The sequence below is a fragment of the Schaalia odontolytica genome, assembly GCF_031191545.1.
In the GTDB taxonomy this organism is placed as follows: Bacteria; Actinomycetota; Actinomycetes; order Actinomycetales; family Actinomycetaceae; genus Pauljensenia; species Pauljensenia odontolytica.
In genome coordinates this window covers 1,314,265-1,331,137 of record NZ_CP133472.1, presented here as the reverse complement: position 1 = coordinate 1,331,137, position 16,873 = coordinate 1,314,265, and the positions used below count along the sequence as shown (strand labels likewise).

Genomic DNA, 16,873 nt, shown 5'->3' with positions numbered 1-16,873 from the left:
GGATGGGGTGCGGGCGCCGACTGCGGATGTGGCCGCAGCATCGGTGACAGCTGACGCGCAAGCACTGCCTGGCTACGCCATGGTCGTTGGCCGACTTCCGGTAGGACGAGCGGCTCGGGCCTGGCGCGGGGCCATCGCCCTAGCGGATAAGCGTCTATGGGCGGCTGACTGCCGAGTCGACGACGTGACAACCCTCCTTCATTATCCACTGCCCGAGCCCCGCGCGGCCAGGGGCATCGCAAAGCCCCCACCTGCTTGCCAAGCTGAACAGCCCGGCGAACCATAGCGTCGCGACGACGGGATGCCGGACACACCGGACTCAGGCTCGACATTCACTGCAGGTATCGGGGCGGCGACGCCCCTCTCACTCATGCGTCCAACGCGTACGCTGTCAGAACCCAACAACGAACTGCGGCGCGGTGGGGGCGGTCGGGGTAAAGGGGATAGGCCTGGCCGTGGGAGGGCCTTGTCCGCCTCGTCCAGCCAGTGCATGGATTGGCGGTCGGAGTAAAGGGGATATGCCTGGCCGTGGGAGGGCCTTGTCCGCCTCGTCCAGCCAGTGCATGGATTGGCGGTCGGAGTAAAGGGGATATGCCTGGCCGCGCGACGTTACCGGCGGCACAAACCTCACCCAGTGAGACCCCTACCCAGACTCATCGACAGGCACATGAAACCAACGACACCACCGTCGGGACAGTAGAGCGGCTGGATGAAACCGACTGCACCTCTGTCGGGACAGTAGAGCCGCTGGATGAAACCCAGGACACCACCGTCGGGACAGTAGAGCCGCTGGATGAAACCGACTGCACCTCTGTCGAGGCATCAAAGCAGCCGCATGAAACCCGCACCGCCTCTGTCGGCGAAAAATGCACCAAAAGCTGCCATTTCTCGGCGACGGAGGTGCCAGCAGTTTCAATCCGATGCCAGGAAACACCAACACAGGCGGCAACGGTTTCAATCCGGAGCGAGATAGTGCCAACAGAGCTGCCGCAAGTATGAAGGGCGGCTAACAGGCCTTGGCTCGCACCGCTCAGAAACACCAGCCTGGCCTCAATCGAAAGCGTCACCTGGCTATACGGCCAAGCTGATGCAGCTACGGAGCCAGGCTCCGGTGACAGCGGTCCTGGCCGCAGTAGCGGCAGTCCAGGCTCCGGTGACGGCGGTCCTGGCCGCAGCAGCGGCAGTCCTGGCTCCGGTGACAGCGGTCCTGGCCGCAGTAGCGGCAGTCCAGGCTCCGGTGACGGCGGTCCTGGCCGCAGCAGCGGCGGTCCTGGCTCCGGTGACGGCGGTCCTGGCTCCGATGGCAGGGCCAGGGCTGGCCTCGAGATCGACCGCTCCGAGCCGCAGACTCGCGTGTGGCGATCTCGCGGGCGGGCCGCCGCCCACCGCACACACAGCGGCCCCCCAACCAGCAGCCGACGCAACAAGGAACATCACGCGACACCTGGAACACCGGCGGGGAACCAAGTACAGCCGTACACGAGACAGAGCCGCAAGCACGAACACGTCAGGCAAGCGGACAGTGGAACCAAATCACCGCCGAAAGGAGACAGAAGCCGGCAGGAACTACTCGCCCGCGAGGCGGTCGACCTCGTGCATGATGAGGCCGCACACGGCGCTCACCCACGCGACGGCGGCGACACCGAGAACGCGTGATCGCCATGGGCGGATCTGCAGGAAGTCCTCGAAACCGTATCCGGACCCGGGGGAAGCGGCGGACATGCTGAAGCCCCACATGGCGGCACCGGTGGCCAGGAGAGCGATCACGATCAGGCCGAGGCTCCCCCACACCATGGCATGTTGCGCCTGGGCGCCGTGCCTAGGTCGCCGCTCGATGGGTGACAGAGCGAGCGCCCACGCCCCGGCGATCAGGGTAGCGACGACAACGTCGGCGGGCCGATGCCACCCTTCCATCATGACGGAGACTCCCATCAGCGATGTCCACATCCAGCCGATCCACGCGGAGGGGGCACGGAACCAATGCGGGGCGACGATGATCAACGCGAGGGAAATGGTGACGGCAACGGTCGTGTGCCCGGAGGGAAGGGAGTTTCCAGCTCCCGTGGTCACGCCAAGGTGAGGGCGGGTGAGGATGTAGTCCTTAAGGATCTGGGTCGTCACGTTCGCGCCGATGACGGCCCCGAGGGCGCGCCCGGCCAGCGTTGGTCGGCGCCGCGCGGCCGCAACAAGGGCAACGACGAGGCCGGCGGCGACCATGACGGGCACGGACACGATACCGGTGATGAGCATGGAGAAGGCCTCGTACCTTCTCGCGGAGCGCATCGTGCCCTCCATGAGGATGGTGTCGAGAACCTGCCCGGGCGCGGTCGCTAGCGCCAGGTGGCTGATGAGCACGGTGATCGCGAGGCATGCGGCGACGCCGCCGAGTCGTCGGCTGAGTTTGCGTCGATACCAGGCGTCGTCGAGCAAGCGACGAGGCTGGGGCCCGCTGTTCTCATTGCCGCCGACGGGGCGGGTGGCGCCCTGGGCGCGCGCTCGGGTGCCACGTTGGGTGCCGGGGGCGCTGTCCGCGCGGGATTCGCGGCTCGCGGTGTTGGCGCTATTCGCCGTGCGATTGCGGGGGCGCACTGGGCGCGCGCCTTTGGTGTAGGACTCGTCGACAGTCGGGTCGGAGGGCAGGGCGGCATTGGCGTCGTCCATGGTGTCCTCCGTTCGTGTCGATGCTACATGCCGTGTCCACTGTAGTGGAGCGAGACGCTGGCGCGTGGATTGGTTAAGGTTTGGCGCAAATCGACGGCAATCGCACATTGGGACCGACCGCACCGCCTGACACCCCGGCCGCGTCAAGGATCGGGCAACGCCGTCAGTCGAAACTTGTCGGACAAGGTGGGCGCGCGCGAGAGTGGGGCCTCGGTTACAGTGGGGGTGTCCGATTCTGTACGTGTCACGCGGGAGTTGTCAGTGTCTGCATCTTCACCTGTCAGCACCGATCGCATTCGGGATTTGTTGCGTTCCCGAGACGTGCGTTTCGGCGACTACAACGAGGGCGAGCTGGCGTATCTGACGCCGAACGCCGCTTTTTTCTGGAATGCGACGAACCCCCAGATCCTGCAGCTGCGGGCTCAGTGGCGCGGGATTGCACGCACGCCGGAACAGTTCGGCGAGCTCGCTCGCGAGGTCGCGGCCTGCAATTCGACGCGCACGGGCCCCAAGGCATACGTGGCCCCACTGGAGGACGGCTCTCAGTATGGCCTCATCGCGGAGTGCAACGTCGTCGTGATGTCGGGGCTGACCCAGACTCAGCTGGACAATTTCTTCGAGACGTCCATGTCGATGATTATGGGTTTCTTCGCGGATCTTGAGGTGGCGCTACCCGGATTCGTCGATTGGGATGCCCAGGGTCGGGAGGTGTCGCTGTGAACGTCCCGTACGTGGTGCCCGAGGATGAGGTGACCCCCTACCCCGCGGATTTCGAGCGGGTCGTGGAGGCCGTACGCACGATGGGCTACGCGCTCGACGTGATCGAGAAGGGCCACGCAGCAGGCGCCATTTTTGACGAGGTTCCCTTCCTGGTGTCTTTCGATACTGCGGGGCGTTTCCTGTCGATTCGTGCGCTGTGGGAGTCAGAGCTGCCGGCCGAGAGCGCGGAGCCTGCACTGTTTGCGACCGCCGACAACTGGAATCGGGAGAAGTATTTCCCGACGGTGTACACGTCGACCTCTGCGGAGGGGACGCTGGGCGTGTTCGCGGATTTCGTGGTGGACACGGAAGCCGGCCTGTCGGACGTGCAGCTGCGCGACGCCATTTCGTCGGGCATTTCGACGGGTATCGCGGCGATTCAGTACGTGAAGGAGTCCGCCTCCGAGGCGCTGGGGTTGGTCAATCCGGGCGCCGATGAGCGCTGACCTGTCACGCTCTTCGGAGACCTCTTCGCACGAGGACGGGGCAGCGTCTCCCGATCGGGCGCACTGCGGCGAGTCTTCTCCTTCTCCCACCGACCTTCTGGGTGTGCTGGGGCGCTTGAGCGCCGGGGATGACCGGCTGCTCGGCCACATGACGCTTCCCGGGCGAACGGGGCGGATCGCGCAGTGGCCGTCATGGGTCTCGCCCGCGGTCGTGGACGCGTGGGCGCGCCGCGGCATTGAGCGCCCGTGGATTCATCAGCGCGACGCCTTGGACGCGCTCCACGAGGGCCACGACGTTGTGTTGGCAACGGGCACGGGGTCGGGCAAGTCGCTGGCCGCATGGACACCAATTCTCTCCGACCTGGTCGAAGCCGAGGATTCGTCGCGAATTTCAGCTATACATCGCCGCCCGACGGCCCTGTACCTGGCTCCGACAAAGGCGTTGGCGGCTGACCAGCTGGCCTCGCTCGTGTCACTGCTCGGGCGGGACACGCCGACCGTCCGCGCGCAGGGCAGCACGAACGCGGAAGGTGGCCCCGGCCTCGTCGATGAGCGGCTGCACCGCGTGCGCGCAACGACCGTGGACGGGGACACACCTCGCGAGGCGAAGGAGTGGGCACGCGCGAGCGCGGACCTGGTGCTGTCGAACCCTGACTTCCTGCACTACGTGATGCTGCCCTCGCACCAGCGGTGGTCGCGTTTCCTGGCGTCGCTGCGCCTCATCGTCATCGACGAGGCGCATCATTGGCGGGGCGTGACCGGCTCGCACATTGCGCTGGTCGTGCGTCGTCTGCTGCGGGTCGCTCACCACCTGGGCGCCGACCCACGGGTCGTCATGCTGAGCGCGACGGTGCGCGACGCGGCGACTGTGGGCAGCGCGCTGACCGGGCGCGACGCGGTGGCCATCACCGAGGACGGCTCGCCGGCGGGCACCCACGAGCTGGTCCTGTGGCAGGGCGCAATCATGGCCGACGAGTCCGAAGTCGACATCTCTTCCTTCCTGGCAGCGCTCGACGCGCCACCGGGCACGGCCACACTCAAGGTCCCGATCGTGCGGCGCAGCGCCGGGGTCGAGGCTGCCAACCTGGCTACCGCCTTTGTCGAGGAGGGCGCGCGGCTGCTCGCCTTCGTGCGTTCGCGCGCGGGAGCCGAGGCCGTAGCCGCGCAAGTGCGCGACCGGCTCTCCGCCCGTGGTTCCCCGAACGCGGGTCGGGTGGGCGCGTATCGAGGCGGCTATCTGCCCGAGGAGCGTCGCGCGCTCGAGGAGGCGATCCGCACGGGAGGGGTGCGGGCGCTCGCCACGACGTCGGCGCTCGAGATGGGCCTGGACATCTCTGGGCTGGACGCGACGATCACGGTCGGCTGGCCCGGCACGCGCGCGTCCCTGCGTCAGCAGATCGGCCGCGCCGGGCGCGCGGGAGCTCCAGGCACGTCCGTGTTGATCGCTTCCGACAACCCTCTGGATACGTACCTGGTACGCCACCCGGAACACATTCTGGGCGAGGTCGAGGCGTCCGTCATCGACCCCTCCAACCCGTGGGTGTTGGCCCCGCACATCGCCGCCGCAGCAGCAGAGATACCGATCACGCCGTCCGATATCACCTATTTTGGTCCGGGACTGCGGGGAGTCACAGAGCGTCTCGTCGCCGACGGCTACCTCAAGCGCAGGCCCACCGGATACTTCTGGGACGCCACCCGCTCGGAGCGGCCCTCCGACCTCACCGACCTACGCGGCGGCGCGGGCGACGTCCAGATCGTCGAAGCCGCCAGCGGCACCGTCGTCGGCACCATCGATCAGGCCTCCGCCGATGCACACGTCTTCCCCGGCGCCATCTACATCCACCAGGGGCGCACCTTCCACGTCTTGAGCCTCAGCTCCCTCACCACGCCCACCGCTCCCGCCACCCAGGGGTGGCCGCGCACACTCCTGCCCGAGGCACCGGGCGGCATCCGGGGACCAGACCACCTCGGGAGGGAGGAAAGGGAGGGGGCCCAGGCCTCGTCGATCATCGTCCCGCCAGCGCGGGCCGACGACGCACGCGTCGCCCTGGTCGAGGAGGTGCGCACTGCCCTGCGGACGCGCGCGACGACCCACACGAGCGTCGAGGTGTGCGCCATCGAGGAGACGTACGTGTGCGGCGATGGCACGGTTGCGTGGCATCACGGGCCGACGAACGTGTCAACGCGGGTCACCGACTACGATCTGCTTCGCCTACCGGGGCTTGAGTTCATTCGCAACACCGAGCTGTTCCTGCCCACCCACACGCTGCCCACGAAATCCACGTGGTTCACCCTCACCTCGGTGGCGCTGGCCACGATGGGGGTCGATGCCGCGGAGCTGGCGGGCACGCTGCACGCCACCGAGCACGCGATGATCGGGATCCTGCCCATCGTCGCAACCTGCGACCGCTGGGACCTGGGCGGCCTGTCGACCGAGCTGCACGACGACACGGGCGCACCCACCGTCTTTATTCATGACGCCTTCCGCGGCGGTGCCGGGCACGTGCTCGCCGGCTTCGCCAGTGCCCGGTCGTGGGTGTCCGCCACCCTCGAGGCCGTCTCCTCCTGCGACTGCGAGACCGGGTGCCCGCGCTGCGTCCAGTCCCCCAAGTGCGGCAACGGCAACGAACCCCTGTCCAAACAGGGAGCGATCACGCTGCTCACCTATTTGCAGGAGCGAGCACCGGGCGCGTGACGCACGCGCCCCACGCTAGATACTCGAAGGGGCCGGCCATAAGGCCGACCCCTTCGAGTATCCCATCAACACAGTGCAAGTCTTCCGATGCGTTCCCTTTCTTGGCTCACCCTTTGTGGGTGTCGCCCTTGGCTTGATGACTATTAATGTACGGACCCCACCTGTGGGAACCATTGAACAGACCTGGCAATTTCCTGAGAATTTTCATTCTCCCGGTCCCCCGCGCGCGCGGGCTCTCATTGTCATTGGTATTCCGGCAACTCTGACGGTCCGCGAGATGACCACGAGACAATCACTGCCCCTCACCTCACAGGACAACAGCTCTTCACCATTCGCCGCGACGACGGATGATGCTGCCTGACAGGGGCGCCCACCGACCTCCTCCCATGGAGCTGTCATGGAGTGTTCCGCTCCTGCCAATGCAGCCAGGTCAGCGACCGCCTGCAGTCTCACCGACGCGCGGTGGGCAGCGCCCACGCCCGCGATGATGAGCGCGACAAGAATAGCGAGGGCAATCAAGCCCACGGAGTTGACGGTCCCCGACCCGGCCTCACCCTCGAGCGCGCGAGGCTCACTGGCCCGCTTGAGGGCATCCCCAGAACTAGTTATCTTTCCATCGGCTGGTCCACTGGTCACGGCAGGTACCCCTCGTCGATCGTCGTTACCGTGCAGCGGGCGATACCGCCGACCCAACCGGCTGCACCTCGGTAGGGTGCGCTCCCACTCACCGTCACCCACCCATCCGAGCGCGTGACTGAGTAGGAACCCGGCGCGTAGGCTGCCGACGCCGCGGCCTGAGGATCAACGTGCCCGATCGATGCTGCTCGAGCGCCCTCGCGCACCGCTTGGCACAGGGAGGCACCGGTCAGCCCAGCTTGGGCCGCTGCGACGACGACGCCGATGACGGCCGTGACGGCGAGGAAGCCAATGGCGTGCTCGACGGTGACGTAGCCGTGGTCGTGAGCTGTCATCGGGTGTTCAGCGCCTCCTGGATGATGGATTCCAGGGCTGCCCGCACCGCGTCCGATTTGAGAATCACGATGAGGAGCCCGGCAAATCCCGCGGCTGCGATCGTCCCGATCGCGTACTCAACCGTCGTGGCCCCCTCTTCCGGGTCGGCCGGCTCAGGGGAGGTATCTCTATCCCTACTCGCCGTGAGGTGATGTGCCGCATCCTGCGCGGCGCTCATCGCGGCGAGCTGCGCGCGCGTGGCCGCAGCCTCGATCCTGTCGATAATCATCATTGATCTGTCCTTTCATCTCCCGCGCCCACCGGCGCGTGGGGCCAGTGTGCGCGCCCCGGGTGTCCCGGTTCCACGCGGATTCACTCCCCTGTGGATAACAGGCAAGCGGCCGAGGGCCCTGTGGATAAGCACTACATGTCGATGCCTCCGCTGAGGGAGGCGAGGAGGGGCACGATTCCAAGCGCGAGGAAAGCGGGGAGGAAGCACACCCCGAGTGGGCCGACGAGTCGGACGCCGAGTTCCTCTGCGCGTGTTTTTGCCTCGGTCAGGCGGGTTCGCCGCTCCCATGAGGCGCTACGCGCGAGCATCGTCTCCGGCGCGCTACCACTGGTCCACGAGGATTCGAGGGCATCGCGCAGCGGATGTGTCCACACCGGGGTCTCTTCCCACGCCTCGTCCCACGCTGCTCCCAACCGCAATGCTCGAGCCGTCCAGGAGAGGGCCTCGCACGTGCTGGCCGAGGCAAGGGCGTCGAGGACGCGTGGGATCGCAGCCCCGCAGGCAAGCCCGGCGGAGGCAAGGTCGCAGGCCAGAGCGGCATCAGCATCGGAGCCGGAGCGTCTGGCCCGCGCGAGGATCCTGCGGGAGGAGACGATGCCGGCCGCCCACGCGAGTATTCCGACCAGCGCGCAGGCCCTCCCGACCGTCGAACCCGTGTAGAAATGCCAGGGTGACGCACCCAGAGCGAGCGCCGACACGATGCCGACCAGCGGAAGAGCGGCGAGGACGCGCCCGGACATGAGGGGACCGGCGGAGGCAACGCGGCGAGCCTCTTCGACGGCTTGCGCATCATCCACGCTGTCCCCGATGGCGTCCAGGATGTCTGCCAGGGGCGCTCCGAGACCGTTGCTGAATCGGCAGGCCAAGGAGATGGATGCCGCAGCCGACCTGGAGGCGGCTGCGTCCGGTGATCGTGCGCGCATCTGGATGCTCCGGCGAGGCGGCTCGCACGCCCATTCGTCGAGGATCGGCGGGTAGTCGTCGCTGTCGCGCTGGACGCAGCCGACGCCTATGCGTACGAGGGACGCCGACCATGCTTGTGCCGTCGGTGCCCCCGAGCGCAGCCGAGTCGCCACCTCAGCGATCAGGAGGGAGAGCTCGCGCGTCGTCGGTACTGTGGCGGAGCGGCCACGGTGCCTCGCCCCATTGTCCTGGCCCGCGAGGCGGCGGAGTCTGCGCCTCCACGCGTCGGCGGCGAGGTCGGAGGAGCCGGGCTGGTGCATCCACGCCCGCACGATGCGTCGCTCGCGCAGGCCGCGCACGATAACCGCGAGCGCGCGGAAAGCCAGGATCAGCGCACACAACGACAGCGCGTACACGGCCGCGCGGCCGGTGATCTGCCCAATCGCACCGTTCCCGCCGTCACTGTAGTCAAGCCACCCGACGCCCCACCTCATAGCCCGACCTTCCCCGCCAGGAGGTCCCACGCCTCGTGGGTGGTCACTCGACCGTCAAAGGTTGCACGCAGCGCGGGAATGCATTCGAGGGATCCTCCCCCGATCGTCAGCACCCCAACCTCGGACACCCATCGGTGCCCATCGGCGTCGCGCCGCATGTGGAGGACGGCGTCGAGGGCGCTGGCAGCCTGGGCAGCGACAGCTCCCTCCCCCATGCCTGCGAGCGAGCCGAGGGCCGCGAGCCGCGCGGGCACCTCCCGCGCCCCATTCGCGTGGATGGTCGCCCATCCCCCGTCGTGCCCCGTGTTGAGGGCTGTCAGAACGTCACGTACTTCGATGCCGCGACACTCCCCAAGCACCAGGCGGTCGGGACGCATGCGCATGGCCGCGCGCACGAGGTCGGAGAGGGTGACGGCGCCGCGTCCTTCAACATTTGGCTTTCGTTCGACGAGGTGGACGCAGTGCGGGTGCGCGGGCGCGACCTCGGAAACCTCTTCGATGCACACGATTCGCTCACGGGAGGAAACGAGGGAAAGGGCGGCGCTCAGGAGGGTTGTCTTGCCGCTTCCCGTCGCTCCCGAGACGAGGACGTTGGCCCGCGAGACGACGAGGGTACGCAGGAGCGGGCCGATCGCTCCGGGCAGTGTCCCGCGCGCGACGAGGTCCGCCACCGACAGGCGCTTGGTCCCCAGCACGCGCAGGGAGATGAGTGTCCCCGACCCGGAGACGGGAGGGAGAACCGCGTGTAGGCGCACGCCGCCGGGCAGGGTTCCATCGGCGACGGGGCTCGCATCATCGAGGCGTGCCCCGCAGGCGCTCGCGAGACGGATCGCGGCGTGGCGGGCGGCTGCCTCGTCGCGGATGCCGGCGTCGACGCGCACGAGTCCGCCTCCCCTGTCGACCCACGCTTGGGCACCATTGATGAGCACGTCGGTGACTCCCGGGTCGTCGAGGAGATCGGCGAGCGTAGGCTCCATGCCCCTCTGGCGTGCTCGCATCATCTCGAGCGAGACGGAGACCTCACGGGCACCGCACCCGGGGCGCGACGCGTCGGAGGCAGCGCGGGCAGGTAACGCACCGCGCGCGAGGAGCCTCAGGGCACTAGGCATGGGCCGCCCCCAGGTCCGGTACCTGATCGCGACTCAGTGAACGCCCGCGCAGGGGCGTCGGCGCGAGGGCCGAGAGCGCTCGACGCAGGGACCGCAGGTCCCGGCCCGGCTTCGTGGGGGCGCGCAGGATCGGGCGGGGCGCACACGCGCCTAAACCCGAGCTGCGTCTGCCACTACCTGATGTCACAAGCGTGATCGCGGGACAGGGAGGGGGATGGGATGCGAGGCTCGCGGCCATCGCCGCAGCGCCGTCCAGGTCCGAGCGCGTGACAAGGACGAGAGCGTCGGCGTGGATGACGGACGCACAGTGCGCAGCGCGCGCATCCCATCGTCCCGCGTCCACGATGAGGGGCGCGTGCAGTGACCGACAGGCGGCACCCACCCGCGGGTCGTCCGCATTGGCCCCTCCGCGCGCGTCGCCGACGAGCGCCCTTACTCCCCCCACGATAGGAAGGTGATCGCGCAGCGACGGCAGATAGGAGTCCTCACGTACGTCGAGGTCGGCCCAGCGCACGCCGGGAGAATCGTGCTCGCGGGCACGCGCGAACCCTGGCACGGACCCGGACGCATCGACAACGATCCCCTCCCACGCGTACCCGGGTTCGCGATCAACGTGCCTGCGCCACAAGCGGACTCGGCGACGCCTATGCTGTCGCGCCAGCAGCCGCACCACAGAAGTGACGCCGACCCCGCCCGCAGTTCCGGCGACCACCCACACCGCGCCAGCTGCGCCCCACCGGTGGCCGGCCTCGGCGATCAGGGAGATTAGGAGGGACGTATCCCCGGGCAGACTCACCTGTCCCCCATTCCCGACGCGCACGCAGGGGGTGCCCGGAGGCACGGGCGCCCCCGGGGACGCCAAGACCAAGGAGGCGCACGCGGGATTCGAAGACACGCGTGCCCCGGCGAGCTCGACCGCATCGTAGGCATACTCGAGGTCCGGCGGGGCGAGGCCAACGAGGGAGACGGGGCTTGGCTCCTCGACATCGTGGGTATTCATGCAGCCACGGTGCGCCCCCGACACCCAGACAGTCCACCCTCGAGCGTGCCCCTGTGGACAACACCCACCCAAAATGCCACCCTGTGCATAGAAGGGATCCGACGGAGGATCCTTGTGGATGAAGCCAACGCTGGAGAAAACGCCATGGTACGCGCGGCCTTTTTTGACCTGGATAAGACGATTCTCGACACGTCCTCGAACGTGGCCCTGTCCGGCCCGTTCATCGAGGCGGGCCTCATGAATCGGCGTACCGCCATTGCCTCAGTCTTCGTTCATCTGCCCTACCTGCTCGCGGGCGCGGACGAGTCGCGCATGGAACAGATGGCCGAGGCGATGGGCCGCATGGGGCGCGGCTGGAACGCCGCGTTCCTGGAAGCCACGGTCGAGGACGCCCTCGAACGCACGATTCAGCCCGTCTGCTACGCGCAGGCACTGGCCCGCATCGAGCAGCACAAGCGCGCGGGCGACGTCGTCGTCATCGCCTCAGCGTCGGTCGAGCAGGTCGTGCGACCGATCGCGCAGATGCTGGGAGCGGACGAGGTCCTCGCCTCGCGCGCAGAGGTCGACGCCGACGGTTGTTTCACGGGCGAGGTCACGCACTTCAATCAGGCTCAGGGCAAGGCGGACGCGTGTGAGGAGCTGGCTCGCTCGCGCGGCTGGGACCTGTCGGAGTGCTCGGCGTACTCGGATTCGGTGTCGGACGCGCCGCTCCTGCGCCTCGTCGGACATCCCTACGCGGTCAACCCGGACCGCGCCCTGCGCGAGATGGCTCAGCGCGAGGGCTGGCCCACCCTCACGTTTACATCCACGGTGCGCATCCTGCCCCGCGAGGTTCCCACTCCCGCAAAGGTCGCGTTGCCCTTCATCGCAGGCATCGCAGTGGGCGCGGCGGCCTGCGCGTTGGCGCGCCGCTAGGAAAAGCCCTAGGAGAGCCTGCCTGCCTGCACGTGGCGGGCGACGTCGCGCCCCACCTGGGCACCGTAGACGATTCCCGCGCAGTAGTGGATGATCCACCGGGCCACGCCGGCCTCGTCGGCGCTCACCCACCCGGCAAGTTCGCGTCCCGCGCGGGCCGGTTCGAGCGCGTCGTAGGCGCTCGGCACGCACACGCCGGTCGGGTCGACGCCTCGAGTGACGAGTATCCACCGCGCCAGGCCGCCTCCCACGACCGAGGAGGCCGGATCAAAGACGCGCCGGAAACGGAAGTGGGCGGTCAGGGCTGCGGCGACGGCGAGGCCGGGCGCATCGTCGCGCGCGTAGGCGAGCGCGGGCGCGAGCAGGGCGGGATCGGTGGGTAGTGCCACGGCGCGCGCCTCGACGAGGCCGGAGGCGACCAGGCCGGAGCAGGCATCCCTGTGCAGACCCGCAATCAGCGCGGGCAGGGGCGTGGGAGCGACGCGCGCACCCCCCTGGGAACGCGTGTTGAGATCGGGAAAACGCGAGGCCAGGTTCCACTGCGAACGCCAGATCCCCAGGGCGAGCGTGGCACCCGTGTCGGAAGCGGGGCCACCCGCGTCCCCCATGGACAGGGCGCGCACGTCGTCGACGCTCGTGCGGCTGCCCTCGACGATGGACAGGGCGGCAGCCTCACGCACGGCTGCCTCTGCGCGCGCTTCCTCCCAGCCTCGGCGCAGTCCCTCACTGAAACGCAGATCGGCGAGCGCAGTGTGCGCCTCGTTCATGGCGGATGCGACGTCGGAGCGGGCGGCGGCCGCACGTAGCACGGCGGGCGCGGGGTCGACGAGGGCTTCGATACTCACACCTCTACACTAGGGGCATGACGCTTTTGCAGCATCGAAACTTCTCCGCGCGCCTGCGCTCGGGGCTGTTCGCATTCGTTTTCGCTCCGGTTGCCCTGGTGTTCCTGGGCTCGTCGATGGTCGATGTGCAGGCCCTGGCCTCGGTTGGCCAGCCCCTGGCCTCGGTGGAGGGACTCATCGGCATGGCTTTGGCGTCGATGTTGCTCGCCTTGATCGCATTGAATTGCGAAGAGTCGAGCGCCGGCATGGTCGTCACGTTCGTGTGGTCGCTCGTCGTGGGGGCCACGCAGTTCTTGGGAGTGGCTCGTCTGCCCCTGCTCATGAAGTCGTCGGTGGGTGCCTCGGATATGTTCGCCGGCGTCCTATGGTGCATGTATCCGGTGTGTCTGTCTCTCATGCTGGGTGCGTGCGCGCTGACGATCAAGTCTGTGCGCGTGCGCGCGGGCAAGGATACGCGCATGCCGCTCGCGCGCGTACACCGTCACGCGTTCGGCACGACGGTCGCTCTGCCGGCTTCCGTCGCCGCGGGCGTGCTGATGGTGGCAGCTGCCCCGTCGGATTCGACGAATGTCGCCGCGATGGGCCTGGAAGGCGTCCTTGAGGGGCACACCCTCATGCCGTTGTTGGCCCTCGGGTCCGGCCTGTCCTTCGCTGCGTTGGTAGTGAGCGCACGCTGGTCGATCACGGGCACACAGATCGCCACGTGGACAATCCTTGTGCTGCCGAGCTACGTGATCCTGCCGGTGTGGTCGTCGCTGACGGGTAACGTCATCGTTCCCGGCCCCTCTATCATGACGAAGTTTGCGCTCGCCTCTCCACCCCTAGCCGCCCTCGGCATGGCGACGGGATGTGCGTCCATGGGCGTGCTGTGGGCGCGGGTGCGCGCCCTGAAGAGCCTGGATGCGACACCGAACGAAGCGGTGAATGAGGGGCCTGCCGAGGACTAATACGCGCGAGCGGGCACGCGGACCGTAATATGTGGGCAGATATAAGGAGGAAGCATGTCCGAGAACGAGTTTGATGCCCAGCGCGACCGCACCGAGGAGGACCGCGAGAACGTGGTGCTGACCGGCGAAGAGATCGAGCTGCCGGGCGAGGATTCCGACGCGTCCGCGATCATCGGAGAGTCCAGCGAGCCCATCCATACGGGCGAGATCGAGTCGGTCGCGATCGGCGGCCTGACGGGACGTGTTCCGGCGGCTGCCCCGCTTAAGCCTACGATCGAGGACAAGATCGCGACGGGCGAGCTGCCCGTCGTCACCGCCCCCGAGGGCGACCTTCCCGTCGTGTCCGCCGCGGACGAGGCGGCTTCCGACGAGATGCCTGAGCAGGCCGATGGCGCGCAGAACGCTGCCGAGCAGGCTCCTTCCGATGCCGACGTCGCCACCGATGAGTCGGCCGATGATGCCCAGGACGCGGACGCTGCCGAGGCCAGCACTGACGCTCCCACCGAGGAGGCCACGGATGAGGCTCCCACCGAGGAGGCCGCTGATCCGCAGGATTCTGCTGCCGAAGAGGCCGACGCCGAGAGCCCCATTGCGGACGAGGCCGCCGCTCCCGAGGCCGAGCACGCGGACGAAGAGAGCGCCCCTTCGCACGACGCCGCTCCCGAGGCCGAGCACGCAGACGAGGAGAGCGCCCCTTCGCGCGACGCCGCTCCCGAGGCCGAGCAGTCCGAGAACGCTTCCGACGAGACGGACAGCATCGACGAAGCGGAGCCCACGCTGACCCCCGTCATGACGCCCGCGCAGGCCGCAGCGATGATGGGCCTGAACCTGGAGGACGCTGAAGAGAAGACCGATGAAGGCGCCCAAGCCGACTCCTCGACCGCCAACGAGGCTCCCACAGCGCAGGAGGCCGAGCAACCCACCGTCGGTGGCGCCGCCGCCGAGCACACGCTCTCGTCGCGCCGATCGATGATTTTCGGCGACGACGATGAGGCCACCTCCCCGTCGATCCCGGCGCTCGCGCCGGTAGGCCGGGATGAGCGGAGCTCGTCGGACGAGGCGGGGGACACCTTCGCCGAGCTTGATCTCCCCACGGAGAAGGCCACCCCCTTCACCGAGCCGACGACTCAGCTGCCCACGCAGGAATCTGAGACCTCGTACTCCTTCGCGGATCAGGACGGCGCCGAGGAGGCACGCCCGCGCCGCCGCTCCCTGCTGGGTGAGGGCGACGAGAACGCCGAGGCCGCAACCCTGGCCGCGATTGCGTCGACCGCCGCACGCGGCGACAACTCCAAGTCTCAGCGACTGGACGACGAGCTCTTCTCCGCCGCCCCGCAGATCACGGAAATGCCCTCGCGTGCGGGTGCCCACTGGATCTCGTTCCTCCTGTTCCTCATCCTCGTGCCGGTCGGCTGGTATCTGGCCGCCGACGCCGGTGCGCGCATGACGCTGGCCGACGCCGCCCCCATGTACACGGGCGTCGCATCCATCCTGGCGCTGGGCGAGCTCCTGGGGGCGCTCATCGTTTCCGCAATCCTGTTTGTGGTGGCGCGCCGCTCCTCGCTCGGTGCTTGGCTGATGGGCCTGGTCACGCTGATCGTCGGCCTTCCGTGGGTCATGGCCCCCGGTCTCACAGCCGCGTCGGCCCTGAGCGCGCTCACCGCGCTGACGAACACCGGCTCCCTGGGCGCGAACCTGTCCCATCACCTGCAGGCATCCGGCTACTCGGGCCGCTTCGCTCTACTGGGCGTCGCGATCCTGGGCGTGGCGTACGTATCGCACTCGGCGCGCCGCACCGGCCGAGACGAGGAAGCATTGCGCACCTCGATCGAAGCCACCAACCCAGCCGGTGCCTTCTACTCCAAGCGCGCACGCAAGAAGGCTGGGAAGGACGCGGCCCGCAAGTGAAGACCTTGCTTCCTGCCGGCGCGATCGAACTCGAGGGCCCCTGGACTCACCGGCACGTGAGCGCTGGCGGCACCGCATTTCACGTCGCCGACATGGGCGAGAGCATGGACCATGCCCTCGTTCTCTTGCACGGATTCCCCGAGCACTGGTGGTCGTGGCGCGAGGCGCTCCCCATGCTCGCCGAGCAGACCCCCAGAGTGTTTGCCCTCGATATACGAGGCTTCGGCACCTCCGACCTCACGCACGGCGACTACGACCTGCGGCAGATGGCCAACGACGTGATCGGCGTTGTCCGCGCGCTCGGCGTGGCTTCCTTCTCAGTGGCTGGCACGGGAATCGGCGGAACCATCGCATGGATGATCGGCGCACTGGCTCCCCTCGAGCTGCGCTCGGTCTGCGTCCTCTCTGCGCCCCACCCCCTCGGCGTGCAGCCCATCATCGGCCGCGCACCCTGGGCGGGGGGCCGAGTCCTGCAGGGGCGCCTTGCACTGCCTACCGGCCGTGAGCGCGCGCTGCGTTCCGGTTCCCTCGTGACGACGGTGTATCGCGCGTGGGCCTCTCCCGGCAACGTGGAGGGCCTCGTCTCTCAGTCCGGCCCCTACCGGGCTGCCCTGCAGCGCCCCTTCGCTGCGAACACCGCATTGCGAGGTCTGAGCGCTGCCCGCAAAATGTCGCGCGAGGAGCGTCGCCTCCTCGCAGAGCCTCTGAGCGTACCCGTATTGTCTCTCGTCGGCCGAGACGACGGCGCTTGGTCCCCGCTGGACCACGCTGCGGACGCTCAGTTCGTAGACGCGCCCCTCACGCAGATTGTCATCCGCGAGGCCGGTCACTTCCTGCCCGAAGAAGCGCCGCAGGCGGTTGCTCAGGCTCTGTCAGAACACGTCGCAGCACACGCGATTTAGCGCTTGTTTCATTAGACAGATCACACACGAGACGTAATGAAGCCCA

At 68.1% G+C, this 16,873-nt stretch carries 15 protein-coding genes; 7 read left to right on the top strand and 8 right to left on the bottom strand.

Going from position 1 to position 16,873, the window contains the following annotated elements; translation table 11 throughout:
• Positions 1-1,566 precede the first annotated feature (1,566 nt).
• The gene (locus RDV55_RS05665; protein ID WP_111823394.1) at positions 1,567-2,661 is read right to left on the bottom strand and encodes a phosphatase PAP2 family protein; all 1,095 of its coding nucleotides are present in this window, start codon (positions 2,659-2,661) and stop codon (positions 1,567-1,569) included.
• A 261-nt stretch (positions 2,662-2,922) separates the two neighbouring features.
• On the opposite strand from RDV55_RS05665, the gene RDV55_RS05660 reads away from it, so the two are divergent.
• From RDV55_RS05660 to RDV55_RS05650, 3 genes are all read left to right on the top strand, one after another.
• On the top strand, positions 2,923-3,381 hold the full coding sequence (locus RDV55_RS05660) for a YbjN domain-containing protein (protein WP_174703801.1): 459 nt from the start codon (positions 2,923-2,925) through the stop codon (positions 3,379-3,381).
• Positions 3,378-3,866 carry a YbjN domain-containing protein gene (locus RDV55_RS05655; protein WP_111823392.1) on the top strand — a complete coding sequence of 163 codons (489 nt, stop codon included), beginning with the start codon at positions 3,378-3,380 and terminating at the stop codon, positions 3,864-3,866. Before RDV55_RS05660 ends, RDV55_RS05655 begins: the two co-directional genes overlap by 4 nt.
• 115 nt (positions 3,867-3,981) lie before the next feature.
• A complete protein-coding gene (locus RDV55_RS05650) occupies positions 3,982-6,561 on the top strand; it encodes a DEAD/DEAH box helicase (RefSeq protein WP_111823533.1) in 2,580 nt (859 codons plus the stop codon).
• Between the two features lie 204 nt (positions 6,562-6,765).
• Here RDV55_RS05650 and RDV55_RS05645 read toward each other — a convergent pair whose 3' ends face one another.
• From RDV55_RS05645 to RDV55_RS05620, 6 genes are all read right to left on the bottom strand, one after another.
• Entirely contained in the window at positions 6,766-7,197 is a 432-nt protein-coding gene (locus RDV55_RS05645; protein WP_309187860.1) for an Rv3654c family TadE-like protein, read from the bottom strand.
• Positions 7,194-7,532: a pilus assembly protein TadE gene (locus RDV55_RS05640; RefSeq protein ID WP_111823391.1), complete on the bottom strand. Its 339-nt coding sequence runs from the start codon at positions 7,530-7,532 to the stop codon at positions 7,194-7,196. Before RDV55_RS05640 ends, RDV55_RS05645 begins: the two co-directional genes overlap by 4 nt.
• A complete protein-coding gene (locus RDV55_RS05635; RefSeq protein ID WP_111823390.1) occupies positions 7,529-7,804 on the bottom strand; it encodes a DUF4244 domain-containing protein in 276 nt (91 codons plus the stop codon). The genes RDV55_RS05640 and RDV55_RS05635 overlap by 4 nt, the downstream gene beginning before the upstream one ends.
• 131 nt (positions 7,805-7,935) lie before the next feature.
• Positions 7,936-9,201, bottom strand: coding sequence for a type II secretion system F family protein (locus RDV55_RS05630; RefSeq protein WP_111823389.1), 1,266 nt, complete (start codon positions 9,199-9,201; stop codon positions 7,936-7,938).
• The gene (locus tag RDV55_RS05625) at positions 9,198-10,310 is read right to left on the bottom strand and encodes a TadA family conjugal transfer-associated ATPase (protein WP_111823388.1); all 1,113 of its coding nucleotides are present in this window, start codon (positions 10,308-10,310) and stop codon (positions 9,198-9,200) included. Before RDV55_RS05625 ends, RDV55_RS05630 begins: the two co-directional genes overlap by 4 nt.
• A complete protein-coding gene (locus tag RDV55_RS05620; protein WP_111823387.1) occupies positions 10,303-11,310 on the bottom strand; it encodes a hypothetical protein in 1,008 nt (335 codons plus the stop codon). Before RDV55_RS05620 ends, RDV55_RS05625 begins: the two co-directional genes overlap by 8 nt.
• A 144-nt stretch (positions 11,311-11,454) precedes the next feature.
• On the opposite strand from RDV55_RS05620, the gene RDV55_RS05615 reads away from it, so the two are divergent.
• On the top strand, positions 11,455-12,225 hold the full coding sequence (locus RDV55_RS05615) for an HAD family hydrolase (protein ID WP_111823531.1): 771 nt from the start codon (positions 11,455-11,457) through the stop codon (positions 12,223-12,225).
• Positions 12,226-12,233: 8 nt separating this feature from the next.
• Here RDV55_RS05615 and RDV55_RS05610 read toward each other — a convergent pair whose 3' ends face one another.
• Positions 12,234-13,070, bottom strand: coding sequence for a hypothetical protein (locus RDV55_RS05610; protein WP_111823386.1), 837 nt, complete (start codon positions 13,068-13,070; stop codon positions 12,234-12,236).
• Between the two features lie 17 nt (positions 13,071-13,087).
• Here RDV55_RS05610 and RDV55_RS05605 point away from each other — a divergent pair, with 17 nt between their 5' ends.
• From RDV55_RS05605 to RDV55_RS05595, 3 genes are read left to right on the top strand one after another with little or no spacing between them, the layout of a single operon-like run.
• Positions 13,088-14,017, top strand: a complete 930-nt coding sequence (locus RDV55_RS05605; protein ID WP_111823385.1) for a hypothetical protein — start codon at positions 13,088-13,090, stop codon at positions 14,015-14,017.
• Between the two features lie 54 nt (positions 14,018-14,071).
• A complete protein-coding gene (locus tag RDV55_RS05600; RefSeq protein ID WP_111823384.1) occupies positions 14,072-15,925 on the top strand; it encodes a hypothetical protein in 1,854 nt (617 codons plus the stop codon).
• Positions 15,922-16,827: an alpha/beta fold hydrolase gene (locus tag RDV55_RS05595; RefSeq protein WP_111823383.1), complete on the top strand. Its 906-nt coding sequence runs from the start codon at positions 15,922-15,924 to the stop codon at positions 16,825-16,827. The genes RDV55_RS05600 and RDV55_RS05595 overlap by 4 nt, the downstream gene beginning before the upstream one ends.
• The last annotated feature ends 46 nt before the right edge of the window (positions 16,828-16,873 follow it).